Origin of the sequence: Streptomyces sp. NPDC018610 (genome assembly GCF_044391765.1) — a bacterium.
GTDB lineage: Bacteria > Actinomycetota > Actinomycetes > Streptomycetales > Streptomycetaceae > Streptomyces.
Genome location: NZ_JBISAL010000001.1, coordinates 621217 through 647415, shown reverse-complemented (window position 1 = coordinate 647415; position 26199 = coordinate 621217). Strand labels below are relative to the sequence as shown.

Below are 26199 nucleotides of genomic sequence, written 5' to 3'. Positions count from 1 at the left end.
CCGTCCGTACGCGGTGTCCTCAGGCGCCGAACGAATGGACCGTCGTCGACCGGTAGGTCTGCCCGGGGCGCAGCACCGTCGACGGGAAGGACGGGTGGTTCGGGGAGTCCGGGAAGTGCTGGGTCTCCAGCGCCAGTCCGTCGCCCTGGCGGTAGGTGCGGCCGGAGGGGCCGACGAGCGTGCCGTCGAGGAAGTTGCCCGAGTAGAACTGCACCCCGGGCTGGTCCGTGGCGATCTCCAGGGTGCGTCCGGAGGACGGGTCGCGCAGGGTCGCCACGTGTACCGGACGGGCGGTGACGCCCTTGTCGAGGACGAAGTTGTGGTCGAAGCCCTTGGCGGTGACGATCTGCGGGTGGGCCGCGCGGATGTCGCGGCCGATCGGCTTGGCGCGGGAGAAGTCGAAGGGGGTGCCCTTGACGGGCGCCAGTTCGCCGGTGGGGATCAGGCCCTGGTCGGTGGGGGTGTACCGGGCGGCGGCGAGCCACAGTTCGTGGTCGAGGACGCTGCCGCTGCCCTCGCCGGCGAGGTTGAAGTAGGTGTGGTTGGTGAGGTTGACGACGGTCGGCCGGTCGGTGGTGGCCGTGTAGTCGACGCGCCAGTCGCCGTGCCGGGTGAGGGTGTACGTCACCTTGGTGCGCAGCGTGCCGGGGTAGCCCATCTCGCCGTCGACGCTGACGTAGTGCAGGTGGAGGCCGACGTCGGAGCCCGAGGTGAACGGCTCGACGTCCCACACCTTGGTGTTGAAGCCCTTCGCGCCACCGTGCAGGCTGTTGACGCCGTCGTTGACGGAGAGCTGGTAGGTGCGGCCGTCCAGGGTGAAGCGGCCGTTCGCGATGCGGTTGCCGTAGCGGCCGATGGTGGCGCCGAAGAAGGTGGTGCCGGCGACGTAGGCGGCCAGGTCGTCGTAGCCGAGGGACACGTTGGCGTGGCGGCCGTGGCGGTCGGGGATCTCCAGTGACTGGACGATGCCGCCGTAGGAGAGGACCTTCAGGCGGGTGCCGCCGTTCTCCAGGCTCCAGCGGTGGACCTTGGTGCCGTCGGCGAGGGTGCCGAAGGGTTCCCGTACCGGCCCGCGGCCCGGTGAGGGCGCGGCGGCCTGAGCCGTTCCGCCGAAGGCGGTGGCGGCGACGCCCGCCGCCGCGCCGGTGAGGACCGTGCGTCTGTTCAGTTCCACGTGCGGCTCCCTGAAGAGGAGGGGCCCCGCCGCGCGGCGGGGCCCGAGCTGACCTACGAACCGGACTTGCGCTTGTTCCACACGTCGAAGCCGACCGCCACCAGCAGGGCGAGGCCCTTGATGACCTGCTGCCAGTCGGTGCCGACGCTGAGGAGGTTCATGCCGTTGTTCAGCACGCCGAGGACGAGACCGCCGATGATCGCGCCGAGGACGGTGCCCACACCGCCGCTCATGGAGGCGCCGCCGATGAACGAGGAGGCGATCGCCTCCAGTTCGAAGTTGACGCCCGCCTTCGGCGAGGCCGCGTTCAGCCGGGCGGCGACCACCAGGCCCGCCAGGGCCGCGAGCACGCCCATGTTCAGGAACACCTGGAAGGTGACCCGCTTGTCCTTCACACCGGACAGCTTCGCGGCCGGCAGGTTGCCGCCGATCGCGTAGATGTGCCGGCCGAAGACCGCGTTGCGCATGACGTAGCCGTAGCCGACCACCAGCGCGGCCAGGATGATCAGGATGATCGGCGCGCCCTTGTAGCTGGCGAGCAGCAGGGTCAGGGCGAGGATCGCGGCGACCAGGGCGACCAGCTTGAGCGCGAACAGCTTCACCGGCACCACGTCGAGGGTGAACTCCCGCTGCCGGCGGCGGGCCCGCACCTCCTGCCACACCACGGCGGCGATCAGGACGATGCCGAGGAGCAGGGTGAGGTTGTGGTAGTTGGTGTTCGGGCCGGCCTCGGGCAGGAAGCCGTTGCCCATCTTCTGCAGACCGTCCGGGAACGGGCCGAGGGTCTGCCCCTTGAGCAGGATCTCTGTCAGGCCCCGGAAGAGCAGCATCCCGGCGAGGGTGACGATGAACGACGGTATGCCGAGATACGCGATCAGGAAGCCCTGTACGGATCCGGCCGCCGCGCCCACCAGCAGGCACAGCACCAGCGCGATCGGCCAGGACATCCCGTGCTGCACGGTGAGCACGGCCGCGAACGCGCCGACGAAGGCGGTGAGCGAGCCCACCGACAGGTCGATGTGACCGGCGATGATGACCAGCATCATGCCGATCGCGAGGATCAGGATGTAGCTGTTCTGCAGGACCAGGTTGGAGACGTTGCGCGGCAGCAGCAGGTCGCCGCCGGTCCAGACCTCGAAGAGGACGACGATCAGACCGAGCGCGATCAGCATGCCGTACTGGCGCATGTTGCGGCGCAGTCCGCCCAGCACCAGCCTCAGCAGGCCGTCGCCGCCGGCCGCTCCGCTGCCGCCCGGCGGCGCGGGGGCCGGGGTCTTGGCGGTCACATCCGTGCTCATCGGGTTACCTCTTCATCCTGGGTGTCCTTCGTCATCCGGCGCATCAGCTCCTCCTGCGTGGCCTCGGCCCGCGGCACCTCACCGGTCAGCCGCCCGGCGGACATGGTGTAGATGCGGTCGCACATGCCGAGCAGCTCGGGCAGCTCGGAGGAGATGAAGACGACCGCCTTGCCCTGCGCGGCCAGCTGGTCGATGACCGTGTAGATCTCGTACTTGGCGCCGATGTCGATGCCCCGCGTGGGCTCGTCCAGGATCAGCACGTCGGGACCCGAGAAGATCCACTTGCTGAGGACGACCTTCTGCTGATTGCCGCCGGACAGCTTGCCCACCGGCTCGAAGACGGTCGGCGCCTTGATGTTCATGGACGTGCGGAAGCCCTCGGAGACCTGGCGCTCCGCGTGCTCGTCCACCACGCCCCGCTTCGCGACCTTGCGCAGCGCGGTCAGCGTGATGTTGCGGTTGATGGTGTCGATGAGGTTCAGGCCGTAGTGCTTGCGGTCCTCGGTGACGTACGCGATGCCGTGCCCGACCGCCTCGGCGACGGTCTTCGTACGGATCTCGGCGCCGTCCTTGAGGACCGTGCCGGCCGCGTACCGGCCGTAGGTGCGGCCGAAGACGTTCATCGCGAGTTCGGTGCGGCCCGCGCCCATCAGCCCGGCGATGCCGACGATCTCCCCGCGCCGCACCTGGATCGACACGTCGTCGACGACCTTGCGCTGCTGGTCGATGGGGTGGAACACGGTCCAGCCGCGGATCTCCAGAGCCGGGGCCGCGCCCTCCTCCGCCTGGTGCGGGGTGCGCTCGGGGAAGCGGTGGTCGAGGTCGCGGCCGACCATGCCCGCGATGATCCGCTCCTCGGTGGTCCCGGCGGCCTTCACGTCCAGGGTCTCGATGGTGCGGCCGTCGCGCAGGATCGTCACCGAGTCGGCGACCCTGCGGATCTCGTTGAGCTTGTGCGAGATGATGATCGAGGTGATGCCCTGGTTCTTCAACTCCAGGATGAGATCGAGGAGTTTGCCGCTGTCCTCGTCGTTGAGCGCTGCGGTCGGTTCGTCGAGGATGAGCAGCTTCACGGACTTCGACAGCGCCTTGGCGATCTCCACCAGCTGCTGCTTGCCCACGCCGATGTCGGCGACCCGCGTCTCCGGGTGCTCGTCCAGGCCTACCCGGCGCAGCAGTTCGGTGGCGTGCTTGAGGGTGTCGTGCCAGTCGATGAAACCGCGCCGGGCGTGTTCGTTGCCGAGGAAGATGTTCTCGGCGATGGACAGGAACGGCACCAGCGCCAGTTCCTGGTGGATGATGACGATGCCGTGCTGCTCGCTGGCCCGGATGTCCCTGAAGCGGCAGAGCTCCCCGTCGAAGAGGATCTCGCCGTCGTAACTGCCGTGCGGATGGACGCCGGAGAGCACCTTCATCAGGGTGGACTTGCCGGCGCCGTTCTCCCCGCAGACGGCGTGGACCTCGCCCTGACGGACACTCAGGTTGACGTCCGACAGCGCCTTGACGCCGGGAAAGGTCTTGACGATCGAGCGCATTTCCAGGACGGGTCCCGCCATGGTCGTGCCTTCCAGTCGTGTGCGGTCGGTGGGAGCGGTGGGCTACTTGAGCTGGGCGTCGGTGTAGTAGCCGCCCTTGACCAGGACCTCTTCGTAGTTCGACTTGTCGACGCTGACCGGCTGGAGCAGGTAGGCGGGGACGACCTTGGTGCCGTTGTCGTACGACTTGGTGTCGTTGACCTGCGGCTTCTTCCCCTTCAGCGCGTCGTCGACCATGCTCGAGGCGACGTCGGCGAGCTTGCGCAGGTCCTTGTAGACGGTCTGCGTCTGCTGCCCGGCGATGATCGACTTCACGGAGGCCAGCTCGGCGTCCTGGCCGGTGATGACGGGCAGCGGCTTGCTGCCGGAGCCGTAGCCGTCGGACTTCAGCGAGGACAGCACGCCGATGGAGATGCCGTCGTAGGGCGAGAGGACCGCGTCGACGCGCTGGCTCTTGTAGGAGGAGGTCAGGACGTCGTCCATGCGCTTCTGGGCGGTGGCCCCGTCCCAGCGCAGCGTGGTGACCTGGTTGAGCGCGGTCTGACCGGAGCGGACGACCAGCTTCTTGCTGTCGAGGTACGGCTTGAGCACGCTCATCGCGCCGTTGAAGAAGTACTTCGTGTTGTTGTCGTCGTTGGAGCCGGCGAACAGCTCGATGTTGAAGGGGCCCTTGCCGTTCTTCAGGCCCAGTTTGTCCACGATGTAACCGGCCTGGAGCTCGCCGACCTTCTCGTTGTCGAAGGAGGCGTAGTAGTCGACGTTCTTGGTGCCGAGGATCAGGCGGTCGTAGGAGATGACCGGGATGTTGGCGTCCGCGGCCTCCTGGAGCACGTTGTTCAGCGACTTGTTGTCGATGGCCGCGATGATCAGGCCCTTGACGCCCTGGGTGATCAGGTTCTCGATCTGCGAGACCTGGGTGTCCGGGTTGTCCTCGCCGTAGACGAGCTTGGTCTTGTAGCCCTTGGCCTGCAGATCCTTGACGACGTTCTTGCCGTCGGAGATCCAGCGCTCGGAGGACTTGGTCGGCATCGCGATGCCGATCGTGCCGCCCGCCTTCGAGCTGTCCTTGTCCTCCTTGCTGCCGCCCTCGCTGTTCTGCCCGCAGGCGGACAGCGTCAGGGCGAGGGACGCGGCGGTGGCCGTCATGGCGAGTGCGGCTCTGCGGTTGCGCATGGTCGTCATCCTTGAGGTGGGTGCGGGGTGGGTCCGGTGGTGCGCGTGAAGTGCGGGGGCGGTGCGGCGCGGTACCGGCGGTGCGGTGGGGCCGTGAGGCGGTCCGGTGCGGTGCCGGGGGGTGCTCAGCGGGTGGAGCGGTGGGGGACCGAGAACGGTTGTGTGGGATTGTGCGCGGCTGTGTCGGCTTCTGTGAAGCGCAGTTTCCGGAACGTTATGCCGGTGTTCCGAACCGGCGGAGCGCGCCCGGCAGTCGGGACCCCAGCGGGGCCATGTCGCCGCCCGCCCCGTGCCGCTCCAGCAGATCCAGCGCCAGCCGTCCGCGCCGCACCCGCTCCCGGGCCGTCGCCAGGGTCACCTCGCGCATCTGGTGGCCGTACGGGTAGATGCCGGGCGCCTTGGACAGGCCGAACTTCAGGTACAGGGGCGCCCCCCGCCGGATCAGCTCGGCCACCTCGTACATCCGCACGTAGCCGCCCAGGTCGTCGGGCGCCTCGATGTACATGTCCATGGGCGCCGCCGACACCCGCCGTATCTCGGTGAGGTGATCGAGCGTCAGGTCGCTGGGCACGTTGACGGAGTCGGCGCCCAGCTGCTCGTAGACGGCGTACGAGGCCGGGTTGACCGGGCCGATCAGCGCGGAGACCTTGAGCGTGGTGTCGGCGGGGAGGATGCCGGCCGTGCGCGCCCGGTGCAGCGTCCACAGCACGCCCTCGTCCGCGACGAGCAGGCACTTCACGCCCAGCTCGGTCGCCCGTACGGCGTCCTCGACGCATCCGGCGACCGCGTCGTGGCCCCGGGCGCGCAGCCCCGCCCCGCGTGAGTCGGAGCGCACCGAGCCGCCGGTGTCCCAGGTGCCGCGCGGCCCGGTGAACAGGCACAGCTCGATGTCGCGTTCGCCGGTCGCCTCGACCATCTCGGTGATCTCGGCGTCGGTCAGCATCCACACCCCGCTGCCCTGGCTGATCCGGTGGATCGGCACATCGAGCCGCGAGGACTCCTTGAGGACCACCGCCAGCGCCTCCGGCCCCTCGCACGAGGGGATCTCGGTGCGCCAGCGGCCGCCTCCGGGGAAGGCGTGCGGAGAGGCGTCGGCGGGGTCGAGGGCGGGGGCCGCCAGTCCGAGCGCGGTGAGCACCTGCTCACCGGGCCGGCGGACCGCCGGGGCGAAAGCGTCGGTCACAAGCTGTCCTTCGGTTCGACGAGCCACTCCGTCCGAAATCTCGGACATCGTTCGTGGCTCAGGGTGTGAAAAGGGCCCGGCCGGTCGCGGTGCCGTCGGCGCGCACCGCGACCGGGGCGGGTCAGGGCCGGAGCAGCACCTTCCCGACCTTCGGGTCGCCGGACCCGACCAGCTCGATGGCGTACGGGAACTCGGTGAGCGGGAGTTCGTGGGTGACGAGCGGCAGCGGGTCGAGCAGCCCGGCGGCGAACATCCGCACCGTGTGCGCCCACGCGTGCGGCGGCGCCCCGAAGACGGTGTGCACCTCCAGTTGCCGTACCACCAGGTCGGTCGGGTCGAGCCCGGCCGCGCCCGCCGCCGGCAGACCGGTCAGCACCAGCCGCCCGCCCCGCCGGCACAGCGCGGCGGCGGCGCGGGCCGAGTCGGCGGCCCCGGCGGCCTCCACGACGACGTCGAAACCGCCCGGCAGCTCCTCGTCCGCGGTGCGGAAGTCGGCCGCGCCGAACCGCCGGGCCAGTGCCGCCCGGTCGTCGCGCGCGCCGACCACCAGCAGCCGCGCCGGGGAGACGGCCCTGAGGAACTGCACGGCGAACATGCCGAGCGTCCCCGTGCCGACCACCGCGACCCGCTCGCCCGGCCGGGCGTTCGCCTTCAGCGCGGCGGCGGCCACACAGGCGGCCGGCTCCAGCAGCGCCGCTGCGGTCAGGTCGGCGTCGTCCGGCAGGACGTGCAGCAGCCGGGCCGGGAGGGTGAGCGTGGCCGCCATCGCGCCGGGCCGGGTGAAGCCGGTCTCCTCGTAACCCGCCTCGCACAGCGTCGTCGCGCCCGCGTGGCAGTGGTCGCACACCTGGCAGTTGCGGAATCCCTCGCCGACCACCTTGCGGCCCACCAGGTCCGCGTGCACCCCGGCGCCGACCGCCCGCACCGTGCCGGACCACTCGTGGCCCGGCACGAGCGGGTAACGGACGTACCCCTCGGGCCGGTTGCCCTGGTACACCTCGCGATCGCTGCCGCAGACGCCCACGGCGTGCACGGCGACCAGGGCCTCACCCGGCCCGGGCTCCCGGGGGGTGTGCCCGGCGAGACGGTGCGCACCGGCCGCCTCCACGACGACCTCGACACCGGTGCTCCCGGCGTACCCCCCGGCCGGCGCGCTCACTTGGTCCCCTTCGGCCGGCGGGTCTCCCAGCCCTCGGCCCACAGATCGAACCGGGCCTGCTGCTGCGGGAATTCGGCCGCCGCGTCCGTGTCCAGCTCCACGCCGAGCCCCGGCGCGTCGCTCAGGTGGAAGCAGCCGTCCGCCGGATCGACCTGCGGGGCGCCCTTGACCACCTTCTTGATCTCCGCGTCCGCGAAGTCGTTGAAGTGCTCCAGGATCTTGAAGTTGGGGGTGCTGAAGCCGACTTGGAGGGAGGCAGCGGTGAGCACGGAGCCGCCGACGTTGTGCGGGGCGACCAGCATGTAGTGGGTCTCGGCGGTGGCGGCGAGCTTGCGGGTCTCCCAGATGCCGCCGATGTGGCCGACGTCCGGCTGGATGATGTCGACGGCCTGGCTCTCGAACAGCTCGCGGAACTCGATCCGGTCGTGGATGCGCTCACCGGTGGCCACCGGCAGGTCCACCTTGGCGGCGACCTTCTCCAGCGCCTTCAGGTTCTCCGGCGGGCACGGCTCCTCCAGCCAGGCCGGCGCGAACGGCGCCATCTCCCGGGCCAGCCGCACGGCGGTGGCGGGGGAGAAGCGGCCGTGCATCTCCAGCATCAGCTCGGCGTCCGGGCCGATCGCGTCGCGCACCGCCTCGATCAGCGAGACGGCGTACAGGGTCTGCTCGTGGTCCAGCTCGAAGTGACCGGTGCCGAACGGGTCGATCTTCAGGGCCCGGTAACCGCGCTCCATGACGCCTTGCGCGGCCTTGTGGTACGCCTCGGGGGTCCGCTCGGTGGTGTACCAGCCGTTGGCGTACGCCTTCACCCTGTCGGTCACCTTGCCGCCCAGCAGCTGCCAGACGGGGACGCCGAGCGCCTTGCCCTTGATGTCCCAGCAGGCCATCTCCACGACCGCGATGCCGGACATCACGATCTCGCCCGCGCGGCCGTAGTCGCCGTACTTCATCCGGCGGACCAGGTCCTCCACGGCGAACGGGTCGGAGCCGAGGATGTGATTGGCCTCGGCCTCCCGCAGATAGCCGGTCAGCGCGTCGGTGTGACCGAGCATCCGGGTCTCGCCGACTCCCGTGATCCCTTCGTCGGTGTGCACCTGGACGTAGGTCAGGTTGCGCCACGGCGTCCCGACCACGTGCGTGCTGATTCCGGTGATGCGCACGGCAGTTGCCCCTCAGCTGTTCGAGATTTCGTCACACGTTCGAAATGTTGGCGAGACAGTAAGGACGGCGCGAGGGGGGTGTCAATGGGGGCGACACATAACGGTTTCGGCAAACCTTTCGAGAGCTCTTTCGATCCCCCACGGAACCTTCACAGTCGCCCCTAGGAACGCCGCCCGCCCGGAACCTAGTCTTCCCGCGTCATGAACTACTGCCACCCGTGCCGACGGCACCTCAACGGCGCCCTCCTGTGTCCAGGATGCGGCACCCCGGCCGAAGCACTCCCGGTGGATCCGACCGAGCCCCAACCTCCTGACATAGCAAATGAGTTCGAGGTCGATGCGGAGCCCGACGACACCCCCGGGCGCCCTCCGCGGCGGGCCGACCGCCGCCGGGCACAGGGGCGCGGGCGAGGCGCCACGGCGGCGGACTCGGGAGCGACGGCGAGCCGGCGGGACCGCAAGGCGGCGAGTCATCGCAGACGCCGCCGCCGGACCCTCCTGATAGCCACCGGCTTCGTCCTGGCGGCAGGCGGCCTGAGCCTCGCCGAACTGGGCGTGGACGCGCCGGGCCTGCCCGGCTTCTCCGACCCGGGCCCGGCGGTGGCGGGCGGCGAGACGGCCGACGGCTCCACGGCGGCTCCCGGCACGACCCCGACGGCCCGACCGGTCGGCGACACCTCCGCCGGCACCACGACCGCACACCCCGCGTCGGCCTCGTCCTCCACCTCCGCCTCACCGTCCGCCTCGGCGTCGGACGGAACGCCGACACCGGGACAGAGCGGCACGGGCACCCCCGGGCAGTCGCCGTCCTCGGCGCCGGGCAGGACGACGGGCGAGGGCGCGGGAGCGGTGACGGGCCCGGGCGGCGAAGCGACCCCGACAACCCCGCAGACCCTCCAGCCGACGCCCCCTCCGCAATCCGACCCACCCCAGTCCCCGCAGCCCCCCGAGCCCACCCCGACCCACACCTGCGAACGCTTCCTGTGGTGGTGCACCTGACAAGCCTCACACCGCAGGCACCCCCAACCCGCACCCCCCGGCCAACGCGAGCGAACTCTTGGGCCCGCACCCCCAATCCGCACCCGCCGGCCAAGGCCAGCAGCCACCCCCTTCACGCGCCCCCCACGCCCCACACCCGCGAGACAACGGGAGCGGGCCCCAGCGCGCGTCGCCCCCACGGCCCGCACCCGCTAGCCAACGGGAGCGGGCCACCCCCACGGCGCAGCCCCCCAGCCCCGCAGCCGCGAGACGACGGGAGCGGGCCGTGGTGGTGCGTCCAAAGCCCGCCGCGTACTGCGGTCCCCACCTACCCCACCGACCACGACTCAGGGCCGTACGTCCGTGTGCGGCGGGCTGGACGCACCACCACGGCCCCGACCCCCCACACACCGCAGGCGCCCCACACGCACCGCAGGCGCGACACCGCACCGCAGGCGCCCCCACACACACCGCAGGCGCGACACCGCACCGCAAGGCGACCGCACCACATCGCAGGCGCGACACCGCACCGCAGGGCGACCACCCCGCACCCCAAACCGCACCGCAGCCGCGGCCCCCGCCTCAGCCCAACATCCTCCGCAACAACCCCCGCAGCGCCACCCGCTCCTCATCCGTGAGCCCCGCCAGCGGCTCCCGCGCGAACCGCAACCCCTCCCGCAGCTCCCGCGCCACCCGACGCCCCTCCTCAGTGGCAGCCGCCAGCTTGACCCGCCGGTCCGCCGGATCGGGCCGCCGCTCGACCAGCCCCCGCACCTCCAGCCGGTCGACGATGCCGGTCACGTTCGACGGCTCGCACTTCAGCTTCTGCGCCAGCTTCCGCATCGGCAGCGGTTCCAGCGACAACAGGCTCAGCAACCGCGCCTGCGCCCCGGTCAGCGCGTGCTCGCCGGCCGCCTCCTCGTAGTCCTCGTAGAACCGGGCCACGACGTCCCCGATGAGCTCGACGACCTCCATGGTCACGGCATCAGGGCGGCGGGCGTTCGGGGAATGGGCCATACGGCCCAGGGTACCCGGTTGCTTGACATCCTGAAATATTCAGGCGCATGGTTGTTTCAGGTGCTGAAGTAATCTCGGCACCGGGGGCCGGCCCCACCGGCCCCCCAGCAGCTCCCTGGCGGGTCCCCACCCCGCCCGTACCGACGAGAGGCGCCACCGTGTCCGACACCCCCACCCTCCCTGCCGTCAGCCGTGCATGGCACCTGCTCAGCCGCCCGGTCGGCTGGCCGAAGCCCGAGGACTTCGCCCTGGTGGAGGCCGAGCTTCCGCAGCCGGGCGAAGGCCAGGTCCTCGTCCGCAACGAGTACCTCTCCGTCGACCCGTACATGCGTGGCAGGATGTCCGCGGCCAAGTCCTACGCGGCACCGTACGAGCTGAACCAGCCCATGCTGGGCGGGGCCGTCGGCGAGGTCGTCGTGTCGAACGCGGAGAACATCGCCGTGGGCGACCACGTCCTGCACTTCGGCGGCTGGCGCGAGTACGCGGCCGTGGACGCCTCGCAGGCGGTCAAGGTCGACCCGGAGGCCGCACCGCTGTCGACGTACCTCGGCGTGCTCGGCATGACGGGCCTGACCGCCTACGCGGGCCTGCTGCGCACGGCCTCCTTCAAGGAGGGCGACATCGTCTTCGTGTCCGGCGCGGCCGGCGCGGTCGGCAGCCAGGTCGGGCAGATCGCCAAGCTCAAGGGCGCCTCCCGCGTCATCGGCTCGGCGGGCTCCGACGAGAAGGTGAAGCTGCTGACGGACGAGTACGGCTTCGACGCCGCGTTCAACTACAAGAACGGCCCGGTGTCCGAGCAGCTCCGCGCCGCCGCCCCCGACGGCGTCGACGTCTACTTCGACAACGTCGGCGGCGACCACCTGGAGGCCGCCGTCGGCGCCCTCAACCTTCACGGCCGCATCGCGATCTGCGGCGCGATCTCGGTGTACAACAACACCGAGCCCGCCCCCGGCCCGAAGAACCTCGCCCGGCTGATCCAGACCCGCGGCCGCATCGAGGGCTTCCTCGTGGGGGACCACTACGACCTCCAGCCGCAGTTCGTGAGGGAGGTCGGCCCGTGGGTGCGCTCGGGTGAGCTGAAGTACCGCGAGACGGTCGTCGAGGGCGTCGAGAACACCCTGGAGGCGTTCCTCGGTGTGCTGCGAGGCGACAACACCGGAAAAATGATCGTCAAACTCTGAGCCACCACTTCCCCACCCCCCACCACCCCCCACGACCACCCCCCACCACCCCCCTGTCACCCCCACTCAACCGCCCACCTTCACTGTGATTCCGGCATGCGGTAACTTCATTCCGAAACCATCGTGATCGTGGGCGCGAGTCACGACGGAACGAGGAGGAACGCACCGTATGCCCATCCAGCAGTCCGACGTGAAGTACACCGCGGTCGCCACCGCCGAGGGCGGCCGTGACGGCCGGGTCGCCACCGACGACGGCAAGCTCGACGTGGTCGTGAACCCGCCCAAGGAGATGGGCGGCAGCGGCGCCGGCACCAACCCCGAGCAGCTGTTCGCCGCCGGCTACAGCGCCTGCTTCCAGGGCGCCCTGGGCGTCGTCGCCCGCGAGGAGGGCGCCGACATCACCGGCTCGACCGTCACCGCGAAGGTCGGCATCGGCAGGAACGAGGACGGCTTCGGCATCATCGTCGAGATCTCGGCCGAGATCCCGAACGTGGACGCCGCCACCGCGAGGAGCCTGGTCGAGAAGGCCCACCAGGTGTGCCCGTACTCGAAGGCGACGCGGGGCAACATCACCGTGACGCTGGCCTGAACCGATCGTTTCCCGGACGGAGGCCGCATCCCTGGACGTGGGACGCGGCCTCCGTCATGCGCGGCGCTGGCCTCCGTCATGCGCGGCGCTGGCCTCCGTCGTGCGCGGCCGAAGCGGGCCGTCGGGGCGCCGGCGGGGCCTCGCTACAGTGGCCCCATGCGTGATCTCGGGGTGGGTTTCGGATATCTGCTGAAGGGCCAGCGATGGGTGGCCCGGAACAGGAGGGCGTACGGCCTCGGCCTGCTCCCGGGGCTGATCACCCTCGTCCTGTACGCCGCCGCGCTGATCGCGCTCGCCCTGTGGGGCGAGGACGCCGTCGCCTGGGCCACCCCCTTCGCCGACGGCTGGCCGGGACCCTGGCTCGGCCTCTTCCGCGGCTTCCTCACCGCCGTCCTGTTCGCCCTCGGACTGCTGCTCGCCGTGGTCACCTTCACCGCGGTCACCCTGCTGATCGGCCAGCCCTTCTACGAGAGCATCTCCGAGCAGGTCGACCGGGACGTCTCCCCGGACGGCGCCGCGCCCGAGTCCGGTCTGCCGCTCTGGCGCGAGCTGTGGATCTCCGCCCGCGACAGCCTCCGCGTCGTCGTGCGGGCCGCGCTGTGGGGCGTGCTGCTCTTCGCGCTGGGCTTCCTGCCGGTCGTCGGCCAGACGGTGATCCCGGTGATCGGCTTCTTCGTCACCGGCTTCTTCCTCACCGAGGAACTGACCGCCGTCGCCCTCCAGCGCCGCGACGTCGACCTCCGTGCCCGCCTCGCCCTCCTGCGCTCCCGCAGGACACTGGTCTGGGGCTTCGGCACCCCGCTGGGACTGGCCTTCCTGGTGCCGTTCGTCGCCGTGTTCCTCATGCCGGGCGCGGTCGCCGGGGCCACCCTGCTCGCCCGCGACCTGCTCTCCGAGGAGACGGGCGAGCCGGACACGACGCCCGGCCCCGGGGACGCGGCCCGCACGGACACGGACCCCGAGGACGCGGCCCGCGCGGCAGCGGACCGTACGGACGACGCGGACGGCGCGGTCAGCGGGACCCCGCACCCGTCACGCTGACCGCCGCCTCCCGCAGCACGCCGAGGAACGCCCGCACGGCCGGCGACAGCGACCACCCCCGTACGGTCGCCGCGTACACCGCCCGGCACGGGACGTCCTCCGGGTGCACGGGCAGCAGGGCCACGTCGGGCCGTACGGACGCGACGGCCAGCGCCGGCACCAGCGCCACGCCCAGCCCTGCGGCGACGTAACCCTGTTTGGCGGTCCAGTCGGCGACGACGTGCGCGACGCGCGGCCGGAATCCCTGGCGCAGGGCCGCGTCGAGCAGCGTGCCCTCGGGCCGCGCGCTGCCCGAGACCCAGTCGGCGTCGGCGAGCCGGGACAGGCGCACGGGGCCGGGCTCGCCGGTCAGCGGGTGCCCGGCGGGCACGGCGACGTACAGCGGCTCGTCGAGGAGGTGGTGCAGCGTATACGCCTCCATCGGGGCGCCCTGCGTCGTGGAGACGACCGCCAGGTCCAGGCGCCCGGCGGACAGCCGCTCCAGCAGCCGCGGGGTGAGACCCTCCTCGCGGGAGGTGCGCACCTCCGGATAGCGGGCGCGGAAGGCGGCCAGGGCCCACGGCACCAGCGCCGCGTCGGCCGTGCTGAACGCCCCGAACCGCACCCGCCCGCCCGCCACCTCGCGCAGCGCCGCCAGGTCGCGCACGGCCGCGTGCAACGACCCGGCGACGGCTTCCGCGTGCGCGACGAACGTCCGGCCGGCCTCCGTGAGCCGCACCCCGCGCGGCAGCCGGTCGAACAGCGGGCCGCCGCCCAGCGCCGACTCCAGCGCGGAGATCTGCCGGGACACCGCCGACTGCGTCCAGCCCAGGTTCCGCGCGGCCACCGTGAACGACCCGTGCCGGGCGACCTCGAGGAAGACCCGGACCCAGACGGTGGACAGATCGGGGAGAGCGCCGAGGCCGTCCTCCGCACCGCCATGCGTATTCGACATGGCAGTCATGCTAGACATTCGCTGGTCGCATCCCGCGGACCGATCTAGCGTCGACGGCATGCAGAAGACCGACAAGACCGTGAAGATCGCCTTCCTGGGGCTGGGGCGCATGGGCGTCCCCATGGCCCGCAGGCTGCTGGCCGCCGGTCACCCGCTGACCGTCTGGAACCGCACGGCGGCGAAGGCCGAGGAGCTCGTCGCCGAGGGCGCCCGGCCCGCCGCCTCCCCGGCCGACGCCGTACGCGACGCCGACGTGGTGATCACGATGCTCGCCGATCCGGCCGCCCTCGCCGCCGTCGCCGACGCCGCCCTGCCGGCACTGCCGGCCGGAGCGCACTGGATCGACATGTCCACCGTCGGACCGGAAGCGGTCCGCGCGCTCGCCTCCCGGGCCGGCGACCGGGCGACACTGGTCGACGCCCCGGTCGTGGGCAGCACCGACCGGGCCGCCACCGGCCGGCTCGACATCCTCGCGGGCGGCGACACGGCCGGCGTGGACCACGTACTGGCCACCCTCGGCACCGTCACCCGCACCGGCCCGTCCGGTTCCGGTGCCGCCCTCAAACTGGTCCTCAACACCGCGGCGATCGGCGGCGTCGGGCTCGTCGCCGAGGCGCTGCGGCTCGCCGACGCGCTCGGCCTCGACGAGGACACCGCGCGCACCGCCCTCGCGGCCGGCCCGCTCGGCGGCGCGGTGGCCCGGGCCCGTGCCGAGGGCGCCCACTTCGCGACCGCGCTGGCGGTGAAGGACCTCGACCTCGCCACCGGCACGGCCGAACTCCCCGTCGTGCGGGCCGTGTCGGACCAGTACCGGAAGGCCGCGGCCGAAGAGCCCGGGCTCGCCGGGGCCGACATCTCCCGCACCGCCACCCGCCTCAGCGGCACACGTCGATAGGAGAGCGCACCGTGCGGATCACCCTCGGCGACCCTGCCGACGCCCCCCAGCCCCTCACGCCGTACTACTCCCAGGTCGCCCGCGTCGAACAGGCCGACGGCGGCGCCTTGCTGTTCCTCTCCGGTCAGATCGCCGAGGGGGACACGATCACCGAGCAGAGCCACGGCGTGTTCGAGATCATCGCGGCGCTCCTGAAGGCGCACGGCGCCACACTGGAACACGTCATCAGCATCCGCACCTACCTCACCGACATCGGCGAACTCGCCGCCTACGGCGCGGTCCGGCGCCAGTACCTCACCGGCACCCCGCCCACCAGCATGACGATGGAGGTGCCCCGCCTGTTCCGCCCCGAGGCGCGGATCGAGGTGGAAGTGGTCGCCGCGGTGCCCGCCGGATTGTGAAGGGTTCGTACGAGCTTGCGGCCGGAAGGCCGATCACCGCTCACCGCGGCAGCCCGCCGATTACCGTCGGGACAGGGACGAGTTCCCCCCGCGAACAGCCCCGGTCCGAGGACCTGACCCCATGGACCGGGGCTCGTGGAACCGGAACCGCCCGCCCCTGGGCGAGAGGCCCTAGCGCACCGAGAACCCGTACACCGTCTCCGAGCGGTACACCTCGCCCGGCCTCAGCTCGGTGCTCGGGAACTCCGGCCGGTTGGGCGAGTCCGGGAAGTGCTGGGTCTCCAAGGCGATCCCGGCGTTCGGCGCGAACGGGTCGGTGAGGTGGTCGGCGGTGTAGAGCTGGACGCCAGGCTCGGTCGTCGCCACCGTCAGCACCCGCCCGGAGGCCGGGTCGCGCAACTCGGCGATCAGCTCGGGAGCGGCCGTCACACCCTTGTCGAGGACGTAGTTGTGGTCGAACCCGGTGCCCACCTCGCGCGGAGCACGGAGGTCGAAGCGCGTGCCGGCGACCTCGGCCCGTTCACCCGTCGGGATCAGGGCGCCGTCGACCGGCGTGTACCGGGCGGCGGCGAGCCGCAGTTCGTGGCCGCCGGCCGGGCCGGAGCCCGCGCCGCCGAGGTTCCAGTACGTGTGGTTGGTCAGGTTGACCACCGTCGGCGCGTCCGTGACCGCCTCGTACGCGATGCGCAGCGCGCCCGACGCGTCCAGCGTGTACGTCGCCGAGACCTCCAGCCGGCCCGGGAAGCCCTCCTCGCCGTCCGGGGAGACACGGGCCAGGCGCACCCCGTGCTCCACCGCCGTCGCCTCCCACACCCGCTTGTCGAAGCCGTTCGCTCCGCCGTGCAGCGAGTTGGGCCCGTCGTTGGGCGCGAGCGCGTACGTCCGGCCGTCCAGCGGGAAGGCGGCCCCGCCGATCCGGTTGGCGTACCGGCCGACCAGCGCGCCGAGGAACGGCTCGGGGTGCGCGACGTAGCCCTCCAGAGCGGGGAAGCCCAGCACCACGTCCGCGGTGCGCCCGGCCCGGTCCGGCACCTCGACCGACTGCACGATCCCGCCGTACGAGAGCACCCGCACCCGCACTCCGGCCCGCTCCAGCGTCCAGCGGTGCACCGGGGTTCCGTCGTAAAGTCTGCCGAAAATTTCGCTCATGCTCATGCGGAGAACCTTAAGGTCACGGGGACGTGGCCGTGACGGTGCGGTAGGCGATCTCGGCCAGCCGCGCCTGGCCGTTGCGGCTCGGGTGGAACCAGTCCCAGTGGCTGAGCTGGTCCGTGCCGAAGCGGTAGTCGAAGACCGCGTCGTGGTCGAAGCGGCAGCGGCGATCCTTCGCACACACGTCCGCCAGCACCTTGTTGTACGCCACCACCCGCGCCTGCACGGTCTCGCGCCGCGCGGTCGCCGCCCCGTCCAGCGCGTCCGCGTCGCCCAGCATCGACGGGCAGATGCCCAGCTTCCAGATCTGCTTGCCGAGCGGGTTCGTACGCCCCTCGGACCACAGCCGCTTCAGGTTCGGCACGCTGGAGACGTACACCTCCGTCTTCGGCAGCGTCTGGCGCAGGGTGTTCATCGCGTCCTGGAACTGGCTGCGGAAGTCGGCCACGGACGTCATCTCGGCCGTGGAGGAGCGGCACGCGTCATTGGCGCCGACCATCACCGCCACCAGCTCCGGCCGGTGCACCACCGCCTTGTCCATCTGCGCCTTCAGGTCCCGCATCCGGGACCCGGTCACCGCGTGGTTCCAGCTGTGCTGCGCCGCCCCGGCCGCCCCGAGCAGCCGTACGGCCAGACTGTCGACCGCGGCGTCGCTGCCCGTCGCCCAGGACACCTCCGGACAGTCCGTCAGCACCGCGCACGCGTCGAAGCCGCGCGTGATGGAGTCGCCCACCGCCGCGACCGAGTCCGGCGAGGTGTCCCACCGGGGGGTCGGCGAGGCGGAGGCGCGACCCGCCCGCGCCCCGGTGTCGCCCCGGCCGGAGGCGCCCCCACCGACGGCGTCGCAGCCCGCGGCGGTCAGCACGGCCGCCGCCACGACGGCGTGCGCGGCCCACGAACGGTGGCTTCGCTTCCGCATCCCTGGTGTTCCCCTCGGTCGTCCAGCGGTGGTCCGGTCCCCTCCATGAGAACGCGTGGGAGTTCCCGCGCCCGTCCGATGTGACGGCGCACACCCGTACAAGCGTCCCCATGGGTGAATGACGGGGGTTTCCTGGCACCAGGACCGACGGTACGTCACACTCCTTGCCCCGTCGCACGGTAGCCTCGCCATCAACGTGGCCGTCGCGCCACCGCTGCCCGCCCGCCCCCTGTCCCGCTCTGCCCGGAGGTCCCGGTGACGACACGTGGAGTTCTGTACGTGCACTCCGCGCCGCGCGCGCTGTGCCCGCATGTCGAGTGGGCGGTCGCCGGGGTGCTCGGCACGCGCGTCAGCCTCGACTGGATCCGGCAGCCCGCCGCGCCCGGCACCTGGCGCTCGGAGTTCTCCTGGCAGGGCCAGGCCGGCACCGCCTCCAAGCTCGCCTCCGCGCTGCGCGGCTGGCAGCTGCTGCGCTTCGAGGTCACCGCCGAGCCCTGCGCCACCGCCGAGGGCGAGCGCTACAGCTGCACCCCCGACCTCGGCATCTTCCACGCCGTCACCGGCATCCACGGCGACATCCTCATCCCCGAGGACCGTCTGCGCGCCGCCCTCGCCCGCTCCCAGGGCGGGGAGACGGACCTGGAGGCGGAGATCGCCAAGCTCCTCGGCAAGCCCTGGGACGACGAGCTGGAGCCGTTCCGCTACGCGGGTGAGGGCGCCCCGGTCCGCTGGCTCCACCAGGTGGTCTGACCGGCCCCGCACACCACGAACGGCGTCGGCCCGAACCCCACCGGGGGTCCGGGCCGACGCCGTTCAGTGCGCTCAGACCGTACGGAACGCCAGCACCACGTTGTGGCCGCCGAACCCGAAGGAGTCGTTCAGCGCCGCGATCCTGCCCTCGGCGGGCAGCTTGCGGGCCTCGCCGCGGACCACGTCCGCGTTCGCCTCGGCCTCGGGGTCGATGTTCTCGACGTTGATGGTCGGCGGGGCCACCCGGTGGTACAGGGCCAGCACGGTCGCCACCGACTCCACGCCGCCCGCGCCACCGAGGAGGTGACCGGTCATCGACTTGGTCGCGGAGACCGCCATGTGGTCGGCGTCGTCGCCGAAGACCTTGCGCAGCGCCTTCAGCTCGGCGACGTCACCGGCCGGCGTCGAGGTCGCGTGCGCGTTGACGTGCACGATCTCGGCCGGGTCCAGGTCGGTGCGGTCCAGCAGGTTGTGCAGGGCGTGCGAGATGCCGCGGCCCTCCGGCTCGGGCTGCACGATGTCGTGGCTGTCGGCGGAGATGCCCTGGCCGACCGCCTCCGCGTAGACGCGGGCGCCGCGCGCGGCGGCGTGTTCGGCGGACTCCAGCACGAGCACACCGGCGCCCTCGCCGAGGACGAAGCCGTCCCGGCCGACGTCGTAGGGGCGCGAGGCGCCCTCGGGGTCCGCGTTGTTCTTGGACATCGCCATCATGTTGCCGAACGCGGCGATCGGCAGCGGGTGGATGGCCGCCTCCGTGCCGCCGGCGACGACCACGTCGGCGCGGCCGGTGCGGATCATCTCGATGGCGTAGCCGATGGCCTCGGCGCCCGACGCGCAGGCGGAGACCGGGGTGTGCACGCCCGCGCGGGCGCCCACGAGCAGGCCCACGTTGGCCGAGGGGCCGTTCGGCATCAGCATGGGCACGGTGTGCGGGGAGACGCGGCGTACGCCCTTCTCCTTCAGCACGTCGTACTGGTCGAGCAAGGTGGTCACGCCGCCGATGCCGGAGGCGATGACCGCGCCGAGCCGGTCGGGGTCGACGGCGCCGTCGCTGCCGTCCTCACCGGCCTTGCCGGTGAAACCGGCGTCCTTCCACGCCTCCTGGGCGGCGATCAGCGCGAACTGCGCCGAGCGGTCCAGACGGCGGGCCTGCGGCCGGGGGATGACCTCGGTCGGCTCAACGGCGATCGGGGCCGCGATGCGCACGGCCTGTTCGGCGGCCCACTCCTGGGTGAGCGGCTTGACGCCGGACCTGCCGGCGACCAGGCCTTCCCAGGTGGAGGCCACGTCGCCACCCAGCGGTGTGGTTGCGCCGATACCGGTGACGACCACGGTGCGATTGGTCGAGCTCACGGGAATTCTTTCTCCAACGGATGCGAGGATTCAAACGGCGCCACCGCCGGGTGGCGGGGCAGTCAGCCCAAGGCAGTGATCGGCGGATCAGGCCTGGTGCTTGAGGATGTAGTCGGTCGCGTCGCCGACCGTCTTGAGGTTCTTGACGTCCTCGTCGGGGATCTTCACGTCGAAGCGCTCCTCGGCGGCGACGACGACCTCGACCATGGACAGCGAGTCGACGTCCAGGTCGTCGGTGAAGGACTTGTCCAGCTGGACGTCCTCGGCGGGGATCCCGGCGATCTCGTTCACGATCTCGGCGAGACCGGCGACGATCTCTTCCTGAGTGGCGGCCATGTCGGCGCTCCTTCGTTGATGTTCCAGAGGGTGGGGCAGTGCTTCCCGTACCGGACGCGTGATCCGGCACGGAGTGCCTAAGGGAGGGTAACGACCGTCGCGGCGTAGACGAGACCCGCCCCGAAGCCGATGACGAGCGCGGTGTCGCCGCTCTTCGCCTCGCCGGTCGCCAGGAGCCGCTCCATCGCGAGCGGGATCGAGGCGGCCGAGGTGTTGCCGGTGGTGCGGATGTCGCGGGCGACCGTGACGTGCTCCGGCAGTTTCAGCGTCTTCACCATCGAGTCGATGATCCGCACGTTGGCCTGGTGCGGGATGAAGACGTCCAGGTCGTCCGAGGTGATCCCGGCCGCGTCCAGCGCCTGCTGGGCGACCTTCGCCATCTCGAACACGGCCCAGCGGAACACCGCCTGGCCCTCCTGCGTGATCGCAGGGAACTTGATGTTGCCGTCGCTGTCCACGGGCAGCTCGGACACGTCGCCGATCCTGAAGCGGTCCCAGGAGACGGTCTGCTTGATCGTCTGGGCCTTGTCGCCCTCCGACCCCCACACGGTCGGGCCGATCGCCGGCTCCTGGGAGGGGCCGACCACGACCGCGCCGGCGCCGTCACCGAACAGGAAGGCGGTGGCCCGGTCCTCCAGGTCGGTCAGGTCGCTCAGCCGCTCCACGCCGATGACCAGCACGTACTCGGCCGAGCCCTCGACCACCATGCCCTTGGCGAGGGTGAGGCCGTAGCCGAAGCCGGCGCAGCCCGCCGAGATGTCGAAGGCGGCGGCCTTGTCGGTGCCGAGCCGGTCGGCGATCTCGGTGGCGATGGCGGGGGTCTGGCTGAAGTGCGAGACGGTCGAGACGACCACCGCGCCGATCTGCGCCGCCTCGATCCCGGCGTCCGCGATCGCCTTGCCGGACGCCTCGATCGACATGGCCGCGACGGTCTCCTCCGGCGACGCCCAGTGCCGGGTCTCGATGCCGGAGCGCGAGCGGATCCACTCGTCGGACGAGTCGATCTTCTCGAGGATCACCTCGTTGGGCACCACCCGGGTGGGCCGGTAACCGCCCACGCCGAGGATGCGGGCGTACGGGGCGCCCTTGCTGGGCTTGATCTTCGACATCGGCATCTTCGGTCGGCTCCTTCGGGCGTCAGGCGTTCGCGTGCTCGGCGATGACCTCGCGGGCCGCGTCGAGGTCGTCGGGGGTCTTCAGCGCCAGCGTCCTGACGCCGGGCAGCGCCCGCTTGGCGAGACCGGTCAGCGTGCCGCCGGGGCACACCTCGATCAGGGCGGTGACGCCGAGCGCCTTGAACGTCTCCATGCACAGGTCCCAGCGGACCGGGTTGGCGACCTGGCCGACCAGCCGCTCGACGACCTCGGAGCCACCGGTGACGGCCCGGCCGTCCTTGTTGGAGACGTAGGTGACCTTCGGGTCGGCGGGCGCGAGCGCCTTCGCCGCCTCGGCCAGCTTCTCGACGGCGGGCGCCATGTGGTGGGTGTGGAAGGCGCCCGCCACCTTCAGCGCCACGACCTTGCGCACGCCCTCGGGCGGGTTCTCGGCCAGCGCGGCGAGCTGCTCCATGGTCCCGGCGGCCACGATCTGGCCCGCGCCGTTGACGTTCGCCGGGGTCAGGCCGAGCTTCTCCAGGTGCGCGACGGACACCTCGGGGTCGCCGCCGAGCAGCGCCGACATGCCCGTCTCGGTGACCGCGGCGGCCTCGGCCATCGCCAGGCCGCGCCGGCGCACCAGGGTCAGCGCGGCGGTGTCGTTCAGCACGCCCGCGAAGGCGGCCGCGGTGATCTCGCCGACGCTGTGGCCGGCGACGGCGTCCGGTGCCACGTCACCGAGTGCCGCGGCCGACAGGATTCCGGCGGCCACCAGCAGCGGCTGGGCCACCGCGGTGTCACGGATCGCGTCCGCGTCGGCCTGCGTCCCGTAGTGGACGAGGTCGAGTCCGATGGCGTCCGACCAGGCGGCCACACGGTCGGCGGCGCCGGGCAGTTCGAGCCAGGGGGTCAGGAAGCCGGGCGTCTGGGCACCCTGGCCGGGAGCGACGAGTACGAGCACTCTCACACTCTCTCTTGGGGACGGGCGTGGCCGCCCGTGGGGACAGGGACGAAGAACACGAAGGGGTTTTGTGGACCCCCGACAAAACGTCAGGCCTGGGGATCTCCATCGGCCAGCCGCCCCAGGATGAGGGCGATCCTCAGCGTGAACGCGGATCGTACATCGGACGGGGACCAGCCGGTGACGTCAGTCACACGTCGGAGCCGGTAGCGCACGGTGTTCGGGTGAACGAAGAGCATCCGGGCCGCGCCCTCCAGGCTGCTCGCCTGCTCCAGATAGACGCTCAACGTCTCCAGGAGCGCGGACCCGGCCTCCTCCAGCGGTCTGTAGATCTCCTCTACCAACTGTTCCCGCGCGCCCGGATCGCCCGCGATGGCGCGTTCCGGCAGCAGGTCGTCCGCCAGCACCGGGCGCGGGGCGTCCTGCCAGGCGAAACACGCCTTCAGCCCGGCCGCCGCGGCCTGCGCGGACCGGGTCGCGGCGAGCAGGTCGGGCACGATCGGCCCGGCCACCACCGGCCCCGCCGCGTACGGGCCGATCAGCGACTTCGCCACGGCGAGCGGGTTGTCGTTGCCGCCCGCGATCACCACCAGCCGGTCGCCGAGCACCCCGGTCAGCACCTGCAGCTTGGCGTGCCGGGCGGCCCGCCGGATGGCCTCCACGGTCAGCTCGGAGTCCCCGTCGGGCGCCGTCCCGAGCACCACGCACACGTGGTCGGGCGAGTTCCACCCGAGGGCGGCGGCCCGGGACACGGCCCCCTCGTCGGCCTCCCCGCTGAGCACGGCGTTCACGACCAGCGACTCCAGCCGGGCGTCCCAGGCACCGCGTGCCTCGGCGGCCTGGGCGTAGACCTGGGCGGTGGCGAACGCGATCTCCCGCGCGTAGACGAGCAGCGCCTCGCGCAGCACCGACTCGTCGCCGGGCGCCGCCACCTCGTCGATGGCGGACTCCATGACCTCGATCGTGGTGCGCACCATCTCCACGGTCTGGCGCAGGGTGATCGCCCGGGTCAGCTCGCGCGGAGCGGTGCCGAACACGTCGGTGGAGATGGCCTGAGGCGTGTCGGGGCGCCGGAACCACTCGGTGAAGGCCGCGATGCCGGCCTGCGCCACCAGCCCGATCCAGGAACGGTTCTCCGGGGGCATGGCCCGGTACCACGGCAGCGTCTCGTCCATCCGCGCGATGGCCTGGGCGGCCAGCGACCCGGAGGACTTCTCCAGCCGTCTCAGGGTCGCGGAATGCGGATGGACGGGGCGCGCTGCGGCTTCGGCGTTACGGGATTCGGGTTCGGGCACGGGGACAAGACTGCCTTATCCGGACGCACGTACGTGCCGCCGGGTCCGGGATGGGCGGCGGGCGGCGCGGAGGCCGGGGCTACGGTGTCCCCGTGACCATGGACGTGCGGCGCGCGGCGGAGCGCTACGAGGGCGGCGACGAGGCGGCGGGCATCACCACCCGGCACGCCTTCTCCTTCGGCCCCCACTACGACCCGGGCAACCTGCGCTTCGGCGCGCTGATCGCGTGCAACGAGGAGCGCCTGGCGCCCGGCGCCGGCTTCGACGAGCACCCGCACAGCCACACCGAGATCGTCACGTGGGTCGTCGAGGGCGAGCTGACCCACCGCGACTCCACGGGACGCGAGAGCGTGGTGCGCCCCGGCGACGTCCAGTACCTGTCCGCCGCGGCGGGCGTCCGCCACGTCGAGCGCAACGACGGCTCGGCGCCCCTGGTCTTCGTGCAGATGTGGCTGGCGCCCCGGGAACACGGCGGCGAGCCCCGCCACGAGGTCGTGCGCGCCCTCGCCGACCTGGCGCCGTACGCCGTCCCGCGGGCCGGCGCGGTCCTGCGCGTCCGCCGGCTCGGCGCGGGCGAGGAGGCGGTCCTCCCGGCCGCCGCCCATGTGTACGTCCACGTCGTGCGCGGCCGGGTGCGGCTCGGCGGGGAGGAACTGGGGCCGGGGGACGCGGCGCGGATCACGGACGCCGCGGGGGAGCGGGCGGAGGCGGCCGCGGCCTCGGAGCTGATCGTGTGGGAGATGGCGGGGGAGGACGAGGGGACGCGGGCCGGCGCCGGGTGACGGCGCCGCGGGGTGCGGGAGCGGGCCACCGGGTTCGGGCGGCCGCATGGGTCAGGAGCCGCAGGAGCCGGCCCGCGCACGGGCCGGCGCGAGCCGTTCGTACACCGTCACCCGCCGGCCGCGGACCTGCGCGTCGGCCACCGCCCTGAAGCACGCCCTCAGCACGGCGGTCTTCGTCCTGTCCCGCTCGGCCGTCACCGGTTTCGCCACCCGGGCCGCGTCGGTCACCAGCAGTATCCGGCGCTGCGCCAGCATCGCGGCCCGTATGCGGTCCGGGCTCGCCTCCACGCCCTTCAGCGTCCCGGAGCGCTCCGGGCTCCGCGCGAGGGCTATGTCGCGCAGGCCGGCGAAGGCGTCCGGCGACACGGACCGGGTGTCGCGGCGGGCCGAGGGGACGAAGAGCACCGCGTTCCCGGGCTGCTTCATCCGCCGTACGTCCGACGCTGTCGCCAGGACGTCGTCCACCCGGCTCGCCGGGGAGCGCTCGGCCAGCGACTGCGGCAGCAGCGCCGCCGTCGCCGTGGCGACCACCACGGGCAGGACCCACTTCGAGGCCGTCCGGGAGCGGGGGGCGACGGCCCGTACCGCCGCGCCGACGGCCGTGCCGATCAGCAGGGCGAGGCCGAGCATGCTGTAGAGGACGTACCGGTCCAGGAACAGCGGCTGGACCAGGGAGAGGGCGACGAGGCCGAGTTGCGGCACCGCGAGCAGGGGGAATCCGACGGCCGCCGCCGACAGCCGGCCGGCCCGGGGCCTCTCCAGCAGGGCGCCGACGCCGCCGATCGCCAGCAGGACGGCGGGGCCGATCAGCATGTGCCAGGTCAGCGGCGGTATCCACGACACCTGCGCCGACTGGCGCCGGCTGTAGAGGACCAGCGGCAGCACACAGACCGTGGCGGCGACGGCGGCGGCCGTCCACCGCAGCAGGGTCTCCCGCCCGGCACGGACCCACAGCACCGTCACCAGGTGCGCCGGAAGGACCATCAGCGAGAGCCAGTTCAACAGCCCCGACGACAGGACGGCGCAGCCGTAGGCGGCCCAGTGGAAGGCGTGGACGGGCCGGCGCAGCGCGATGACGAGCAGCAGGGTGGAGAGCGCGGCCCCGGCGGCGACCAGCGCGTACGGCCGGCCTTCCTGAAGGTGGAACTGCACGGCCGGGAGCAGCCCGAACGCCATCCCGCCGGCCAGGCCCGCCCACCGGCCGGCCAGCCGGTCGCCGAGGACGGCCACGCAGGCCGCCGCGACCCCCGTGGCCAGCACGGACGGCAGCCGCAGGGTCGTGGTGCCGGGCCCGAACCACTCGAACAGCAGGTGCATCAGCAGGTAGTAGCAGCCGTGCACGACGTCGACGTTGCCCAGCATGTGGCAGATGTCGGCCGTGGAGCGCCGGGCCACCTGCCAGGTGGCGGCCTCGTCCCGCCACACGCTGTCCTGCCGGGACAGCCCCCACAGGCCGAGCGCGAACGTCCACAGCACCGGGACCAACCAGACGGGCACGGTACGACGCCCGGGGGCGGACACAGGCGCGACGGACGCCGCCTCGCTCCCCGAACGCGGGGACTGCGGGCGTAACTTACGGTCGATCGACATGAAGTGGCGCTTTCGGGACGGCTTTTGATCAGTGTGTGACGGAAATCGCGCAGTGATCGCGAACCGTACGCACCCTAGCCGTCCTGCCCGACGGGCGGGGCGAGTCGGTGTGGTCGAGTGCCTGGCCGGAATCCGAGAGAAGGATGCGTCGGCACCCGGCTGGTCCCGCACTCGGACGTCGTGATTCCAGGAGCCCTGCCGGGTGAACGGGCGCCGGCCGGCGCCCGTTCACCGGATCTTCTCCCCGCG

General features: G+C 72.1%; 25 protein-coding genes. 8 read left to right on the top strand and 17 right to left on the bottom strand.

Annotated features, from left to right (window positions below; translation table 11 throughout):
• Positions 1–19: 19 nt before the first annotated feature.
• The 7 genes from ACH5A8_RS02930 to ACH5A8_RS02900 form a co-directional block, all read right to left on the bottom strand.
• Complete coding sequence (locus tag ACH5A8_RS02930) at positions 20–1174, bottom strand: aldose epimerase family protein (RefSeq protein WP_398997249.1); 1155 nt, start codon at positions 1172–1174, stop codon at positions 20–22.
• A 53-nt stretch (positions 1175–1227) separates the two neighbouring features.
• Positions 1228–2472: a multiple monosaccharide ABC transporter permease gene (gene mmsB / locus ACH5A8_RS02925; RefSeq protein ID WP_398997247.1), complete on the bottom strand. Its 1245-nt coding sequence runs from the start codon at positions 2470–2472 to the stop codon at positions 1228–1230.
• On the bottom strand, positions 2469–4028 hold the full coding sequence (mmsA, locus tag ACH5A8_RS02920; protein WP_398997245.1) for a multiple monosaccharide ABC transporter ATP-binding protein: 1560 nt from the start codon (positions 4026–4028) through the stop codon (positions 2469–2471). The genes mmsB and mmsA overlap by 4 nt, the downstream gene beginning before the upstream one ends.
• Before the next feature lie 42 nt (positions 4029–4070).
• Positions 4071–5180: a multiple monosaccharide ABC transporter substrate-binding protein gene (gene chvE, locus ACH5A8_RS02915; RefSeq protein WP_398997243.1), complete on the bottom strand. Its 1110-nt coding sequence runs from the start codon at positions 5178–5180 to the stop codon at positions 4071–4073.
• A 214-nt stretch (positions 5181–5394) separates the two neighbouring features.
• On the bottom strand, positions 5395–6363 hold the full coding sequence (locus ACH5A8_RS02910) for a hypothetical protein (protein WP_398997240.1): 969 nt from the start codon (positions 6361–6363) through the stop codon (positions 5395–5397).
• 121 nt (positions 6364–6484) lie between these two features.
• Entirely contained in the window at positions 6485–7522 is a 1038-nt protein-coding gene (locus ACH5A8_RS02905; RefSeq protein WP_398997239.1) for a zinc-binding dehydrogenase, read from the bottom strand.
• Positions 7519–8682, bottom strand: a complete 1164-nt coding sequence (locus ACH5A8_RS02900) for a mandelate racemase/muconate lactonizing enzyme family protein (RefSeq protein WP_398997237.1) — start codon at positions 8680–8682, stop codon at positions 7519–7521. The genes ACH5A8_RS02905 and ACH5A8_RS02900 overlap by 4 nt, the downstream gene beginning before the upstream one ends.
• A 201-nt stretch (positions 8683–8883) precedes the next feature.
• Here ACH5A8_RS02900 and ACH5A8_RS02895 point away from each other — a divergent pair, with 201 nt between their 5' ends.
• A complete protein-coding gene (locus ACH5A8_RS02895) occupies positions 8884–9681 on the top strand; it encodes a hypothetical protein (RefSeq protein WP_398997235.1) in 798 nt (265 codons plus the stop codon).
• Positions 9682–10242: 561 nt separating this feature from the next.
• On the opposite strand, the gene ACH5A8_RS02890 is transcribed toward ACH5A8_RS02895, so the two are convergent.
• Positions 10243–10677 (bottom strand): MarR family winged helix-turn-helix transcriptional regulator, encoded by a 435-nt coding sequence (locus ACH5A8_RS02890; RefSeq protein WP_398997233.1) that lies wholly within the window; start codon positions 10675–10677, stop codon positions 10243–10245.
• A 158-nt stretch (positions 10678–10835) separates the two neighbouring features.
• Between ACH5A8_RS02890 and ACH5A8_RS02885 the strand changes: the two genes are divergently transcribed.
• The 3 genes from ACH5A8_RS02885 to ACH5A8_RS02875 all read left to right on the top strand — a co-directional run bounded on the left by ACH5A8_RS02885 (position 10836) and on the right by ACH5A8_RS02875 (position 13488).
• Positions 10836–11858: an NADP-dependent oxidoreductase gene (locus tag ACH5A8_RS02885; RefSeq protein WP_398997231.1), complete on the top strand. Its 1023-nt coding sequence runs from the start codon at positions 10836–10838 to the stop codon at positions 11856–11858.
• Between the two features lie 169 nt (positions 11859–12027).
• Entirely contained in the window at positions 12028–12447 is a 420-nt protein-coding gene (locus ACH5A8_RS02880) for an organic hydroperoxide resistance protein (protein ID WP_398997229.1), read from the top strand.
• A 156-nt stretch (positions 12448–12603) separates the two neighbouring features.
• On the top strand, positions 12604–13488 hold the full coding sequence (locus ACH5A8_RS02875; protein WP_398997227.1) for an EI24 domain-containing protein: 885 nt from the start codon (positions 12604–12606) through the stop codon (positions 13486–13488).
• Here the strand turns inward: ACH5A8_RS02875 and ACH5A8_RS02870 are convergent.
• Positions 13460–14431: a LysR family transcriptional regulator gene (locus ACH5A8_RS02870; RefSeq protein WP_398997225.1), complete on the bottom strand. Its 972-nt coding sequence runs from the start codon at positions 14429–14431 to the stop codon at positions 13460–13462. The two genes, ACH5A8_RS02875 and ACH5A8_RS02870, sit on opposite strands and share 29 nt — an antisense overlap.
• Before the next feature lie 49 nt (positions 14432–14480).
• Here ACH5A8_RS02870 and ACH5A8_RS02865 point away from each other — a divergent pair, with 49 nt between their 5' ends.
• Positions 14481–15317 carry an NAD(P)-dependent oxidoreductase gene (locus ACH5A8_RS02865; RefSeq protein ID WP_398997223.1) on the top strand — a complete coding sequence of 279 codons (837 nt, stop codon included), beginning with the start codon at positions 14481–14483 and terminating at the stop codon, positions 15315–15317.
• Between the two features lie 11 nt (positions 15318–15328).
• A complete protein-coding gene (locus ACH5A8_RS02860) occupies positions 15329–15718 on the top strand; it encodes a RidA family protein (RefSeq protein WP_398997221.1) in 390 nt (129 codons plus the stop codon).
• 171 nt (positions 15719–15889) lie between these two features.
• Here ACH5A8_RS02860 and ACH5A8_RS02855 read toward each other — a convergent pair whose 3' ends face one another.
• Both ACH5A8_RS02855 and ACH5A8_RS02850 read right to left on the bottom strand, forming a co-directional pair.
• Positions 15890–16867 (bottom strand): aldose epimerase family protein, encoded by a 978-nt coding sequence (locus tag ACH5A8_RS02855; RefSeq protein WP_398998250.1) that lies wholly within the window; start codon positions 16865–16867, stop codon positions 15890–15892.
• Positions 16868–16889: 22 nt separating this feature from the next.
• A complete protein-coding gene (locus tag ACH5A8_RS02850) occupies positions 16890–17789 on the bottom strand; it encodes an SGNH/GDSL hydrolase family protein (protein ID WP_398997218.1) in 900 nt (299 codons plus the stop codon).
• Positions 17790–18044: 255 nt separating this feature from the next.
• On the opposite strand from ACH5A8_RS02850, the gene ACH5A8_RS02845 reads away from it, so the two are divergent.
• Complete coding sequence (locus tag ACH5A8_RS02845; RefSeq protein WP_398997216.1) at positions 18045–18539, top strand: DUF3145 domain-containing protein; 495 nt, start codon at positions 18045–18047, stop codon at positions 18537–18539.
• A 72-nt stretch (positions 18540–18611) separates the two neighbouring features.
• Here the strand turns inward: ACH5A8_RS02845 and ACH5A8_RS02840 are convergent, their stop codons facing one another.
• The 5 genes from ACH5A8_RS02840 to fasR form a co-directional block, all read right to left on the bottom strand.
• Positions 18612–19892: a beta-ketoacyl-[acyl-carrier-protein] synthase family protein gene (locus tag ACH5A8_RS02840; RefSeq protein ID WP_398997214.1), complete on the bottom strand. Its 1281-nt coding sequence runs from the start codon at positions 19890–19892 to the stop codon at positions 18612–18614.
• 87 nt (positions 19893–19979) lie between these two features.
• Positions 19980–20228, bottom strand: a complete 249-nt coding sequence (locus ACH5A8_RS02835; protein ID WP_398997212.1) for an acyl carrier protein — start codon at positions 20226–20228, stop codon at positions 19980–19982.
• Positions 20229–20305: 77 nt separating this feature from the next.
• The gene (locus ACH5A8_RS02830) at positions 20306–21337 is read right to left on the bottom strand and encodes a ketoacyl-ACP synthase III (RefSeq protein WP_398998248.1); all 1032 of its coding nucleotides are present in this window, start codon (positions 21335–21337) and stop codon (positions 20306–20308) included.
• Between the two features lie 28 nt (positions 21338–21365).
• Positions 21366–22283 carry an ACP S-malonyltransferase gene (locus ACH5A8_RS02825; RefSeq protein WP_398997210.1) on the bottom strand — a complete coding sequence of 306 codons (918 nt, stop codon included), beginning with the start codon at positions 22281–22283 and terminating at the stop codon, positions 21366–21368.
• A gap of 89 nt (positions 22284–22372) precedes the next feature.
• Positions 22373–23578, bottom strand: a complete 1206-nt coding sequence (gene fasR, locus ACH5A8_RS02820; RefSeq protein WP_398997208.1) for a fatty acid biosynthesis transcriptional regulator FasR — start codon at positions 23576–23578, stop codon at positions 22373–22375.
• Positions 23579–23676: 98 nt separating this feature from the next.
• Between fasR and ACH5A8_RS02815 the strand changes: the two genes are divergently transcribed.
• Entirely contained in the window at positions 23677–24360 is a 684-nt protein-coding gene (locus tag ACH5A8_RS02815; RefSeq protein ID WP_398998246.1) for a pirin family protein, read from the top strand.
• 51 nt (positions 24361–24411) lie between these two features.
• Here the strand turns inward: ACH5A8_RS02815 and ACH5A8_RS02810 are convergent, their stop codons facing one another.
• Positions 24412–25857, bottom strand: coding sequence for a hypothetical protein (locus tag ACH5A8_RS02810; protein WP_398997206.1), 1446 nt, complete (start codon positions 25855–25857; stop codon positions 24412–24414).
• Between the last annotated feature and the right edge of the window lie 342 nt (positions 25858–26199).

Excerpts from the sequence above, each read along its gene's own strand:
- mmsA (WP_398997245.1), bottom strand. The coding sequence starts at position 4,028 with ATGGCGGGACCCGTCCTGGAAATGCGCTCGATCGTCAAGACCTTTCCC.
- ACH5A8_RS02875 (WP_398997227.1), top strand. The coding sequence starts at position 12,604 with ATGCGTGATCTCGGGGTGGGTTTCGGATATCTGCTGAAGGGCCAGCGA.
- ACH5A8_RS02895 (WP_398997235.1), top strand. The coding sequence starts at position 8,884 with ATGAACTACTGCCACCCGTGCCGACGGCACCTCAACGGCGCCCTCCTG.
- ACH5A8_RS02835 (WP_398997212.1), bottom strand. The coding sequence starts at position 20,228 with ATGGCCGCCACTCAGGAAGAGATCGTCGCCGGTCTCGCCGAGATCGTG.
- mmsB (WP_398997247.1), bottom strand. The coding sequence starts at position 2,472 with ATGAGCACGGATGTGACCGCCAAGACCCCGGCCCCCGCGCCGCCGGGC.
- chvE (WP_398997243.1), bottom strand. The coding sequence starts at position 5,180 with ATGCGCAACCGCAGAGCCGCACTCGCCATGACGGCCACCGCCGCGTCC.
- ACH5A8_RS02870 (WP_398997225.1), bottom strand. The coding sequence starts at position 14,431 with ATGACTGCCATGTCGAATACGCATGGCGGTGCGGAGGACGGCCTCGGC.
- ACH5A8_RS02880 (WP_398997229.1), top strand. The coding sequence starts at position 12,028 with ATGCCCATCCAGCAGTCCGACGTGAAGTACACCGCGGTCGCCACCGCC.
- ACH5A8_RS02890 (WP_398997233.1), bottom strand. The coding sequence starts at position 10,677 with ATGGCCCATTCCCCGAACGCCCGCCGCCCTGATGCCGTGACCATGGAG.
- ACH5A8_RS02830 (WP_398998248.1), bottom strand. The coding sequence starts at position 21,337 with ATGTCGAAGATCAAGCCCAGCAAGGGCGCCCCGTACGCCCGCATCCTC.
- ACH5A8_RS02815 (WP_398998246.1), top strand. The coding sequence starts at position 23,677 with ATGGACGTGCGGCGCGCGGCGGAGCGCTACGAGGGCGGCGACGAGGCG.
- ACH5A8_RS02850 (WP_398997218.1), bottom strand. The coding sequence starts at position 17,789 with ATGCGGAAGCGAAGCCACCGTTCGTGGGCCGCGCACGCCGTCGTGGCG.
- ACH5A8_RS02865 (WP_398997223.1), top strand. The coding sequence starts at position 14,481 with ATGCAGAAGACCGACAAGACCGTGAAGATCGCCTTCCTGGGGCTGGGG.
- ACH5A8_RS02855 (WP_398998250.1), bottom strand. The coding sequence starts at position 16,867 with ATGAGCGAAATTTTCGGCAGACTTTACGACGGAACCCCGGTGCACCGC.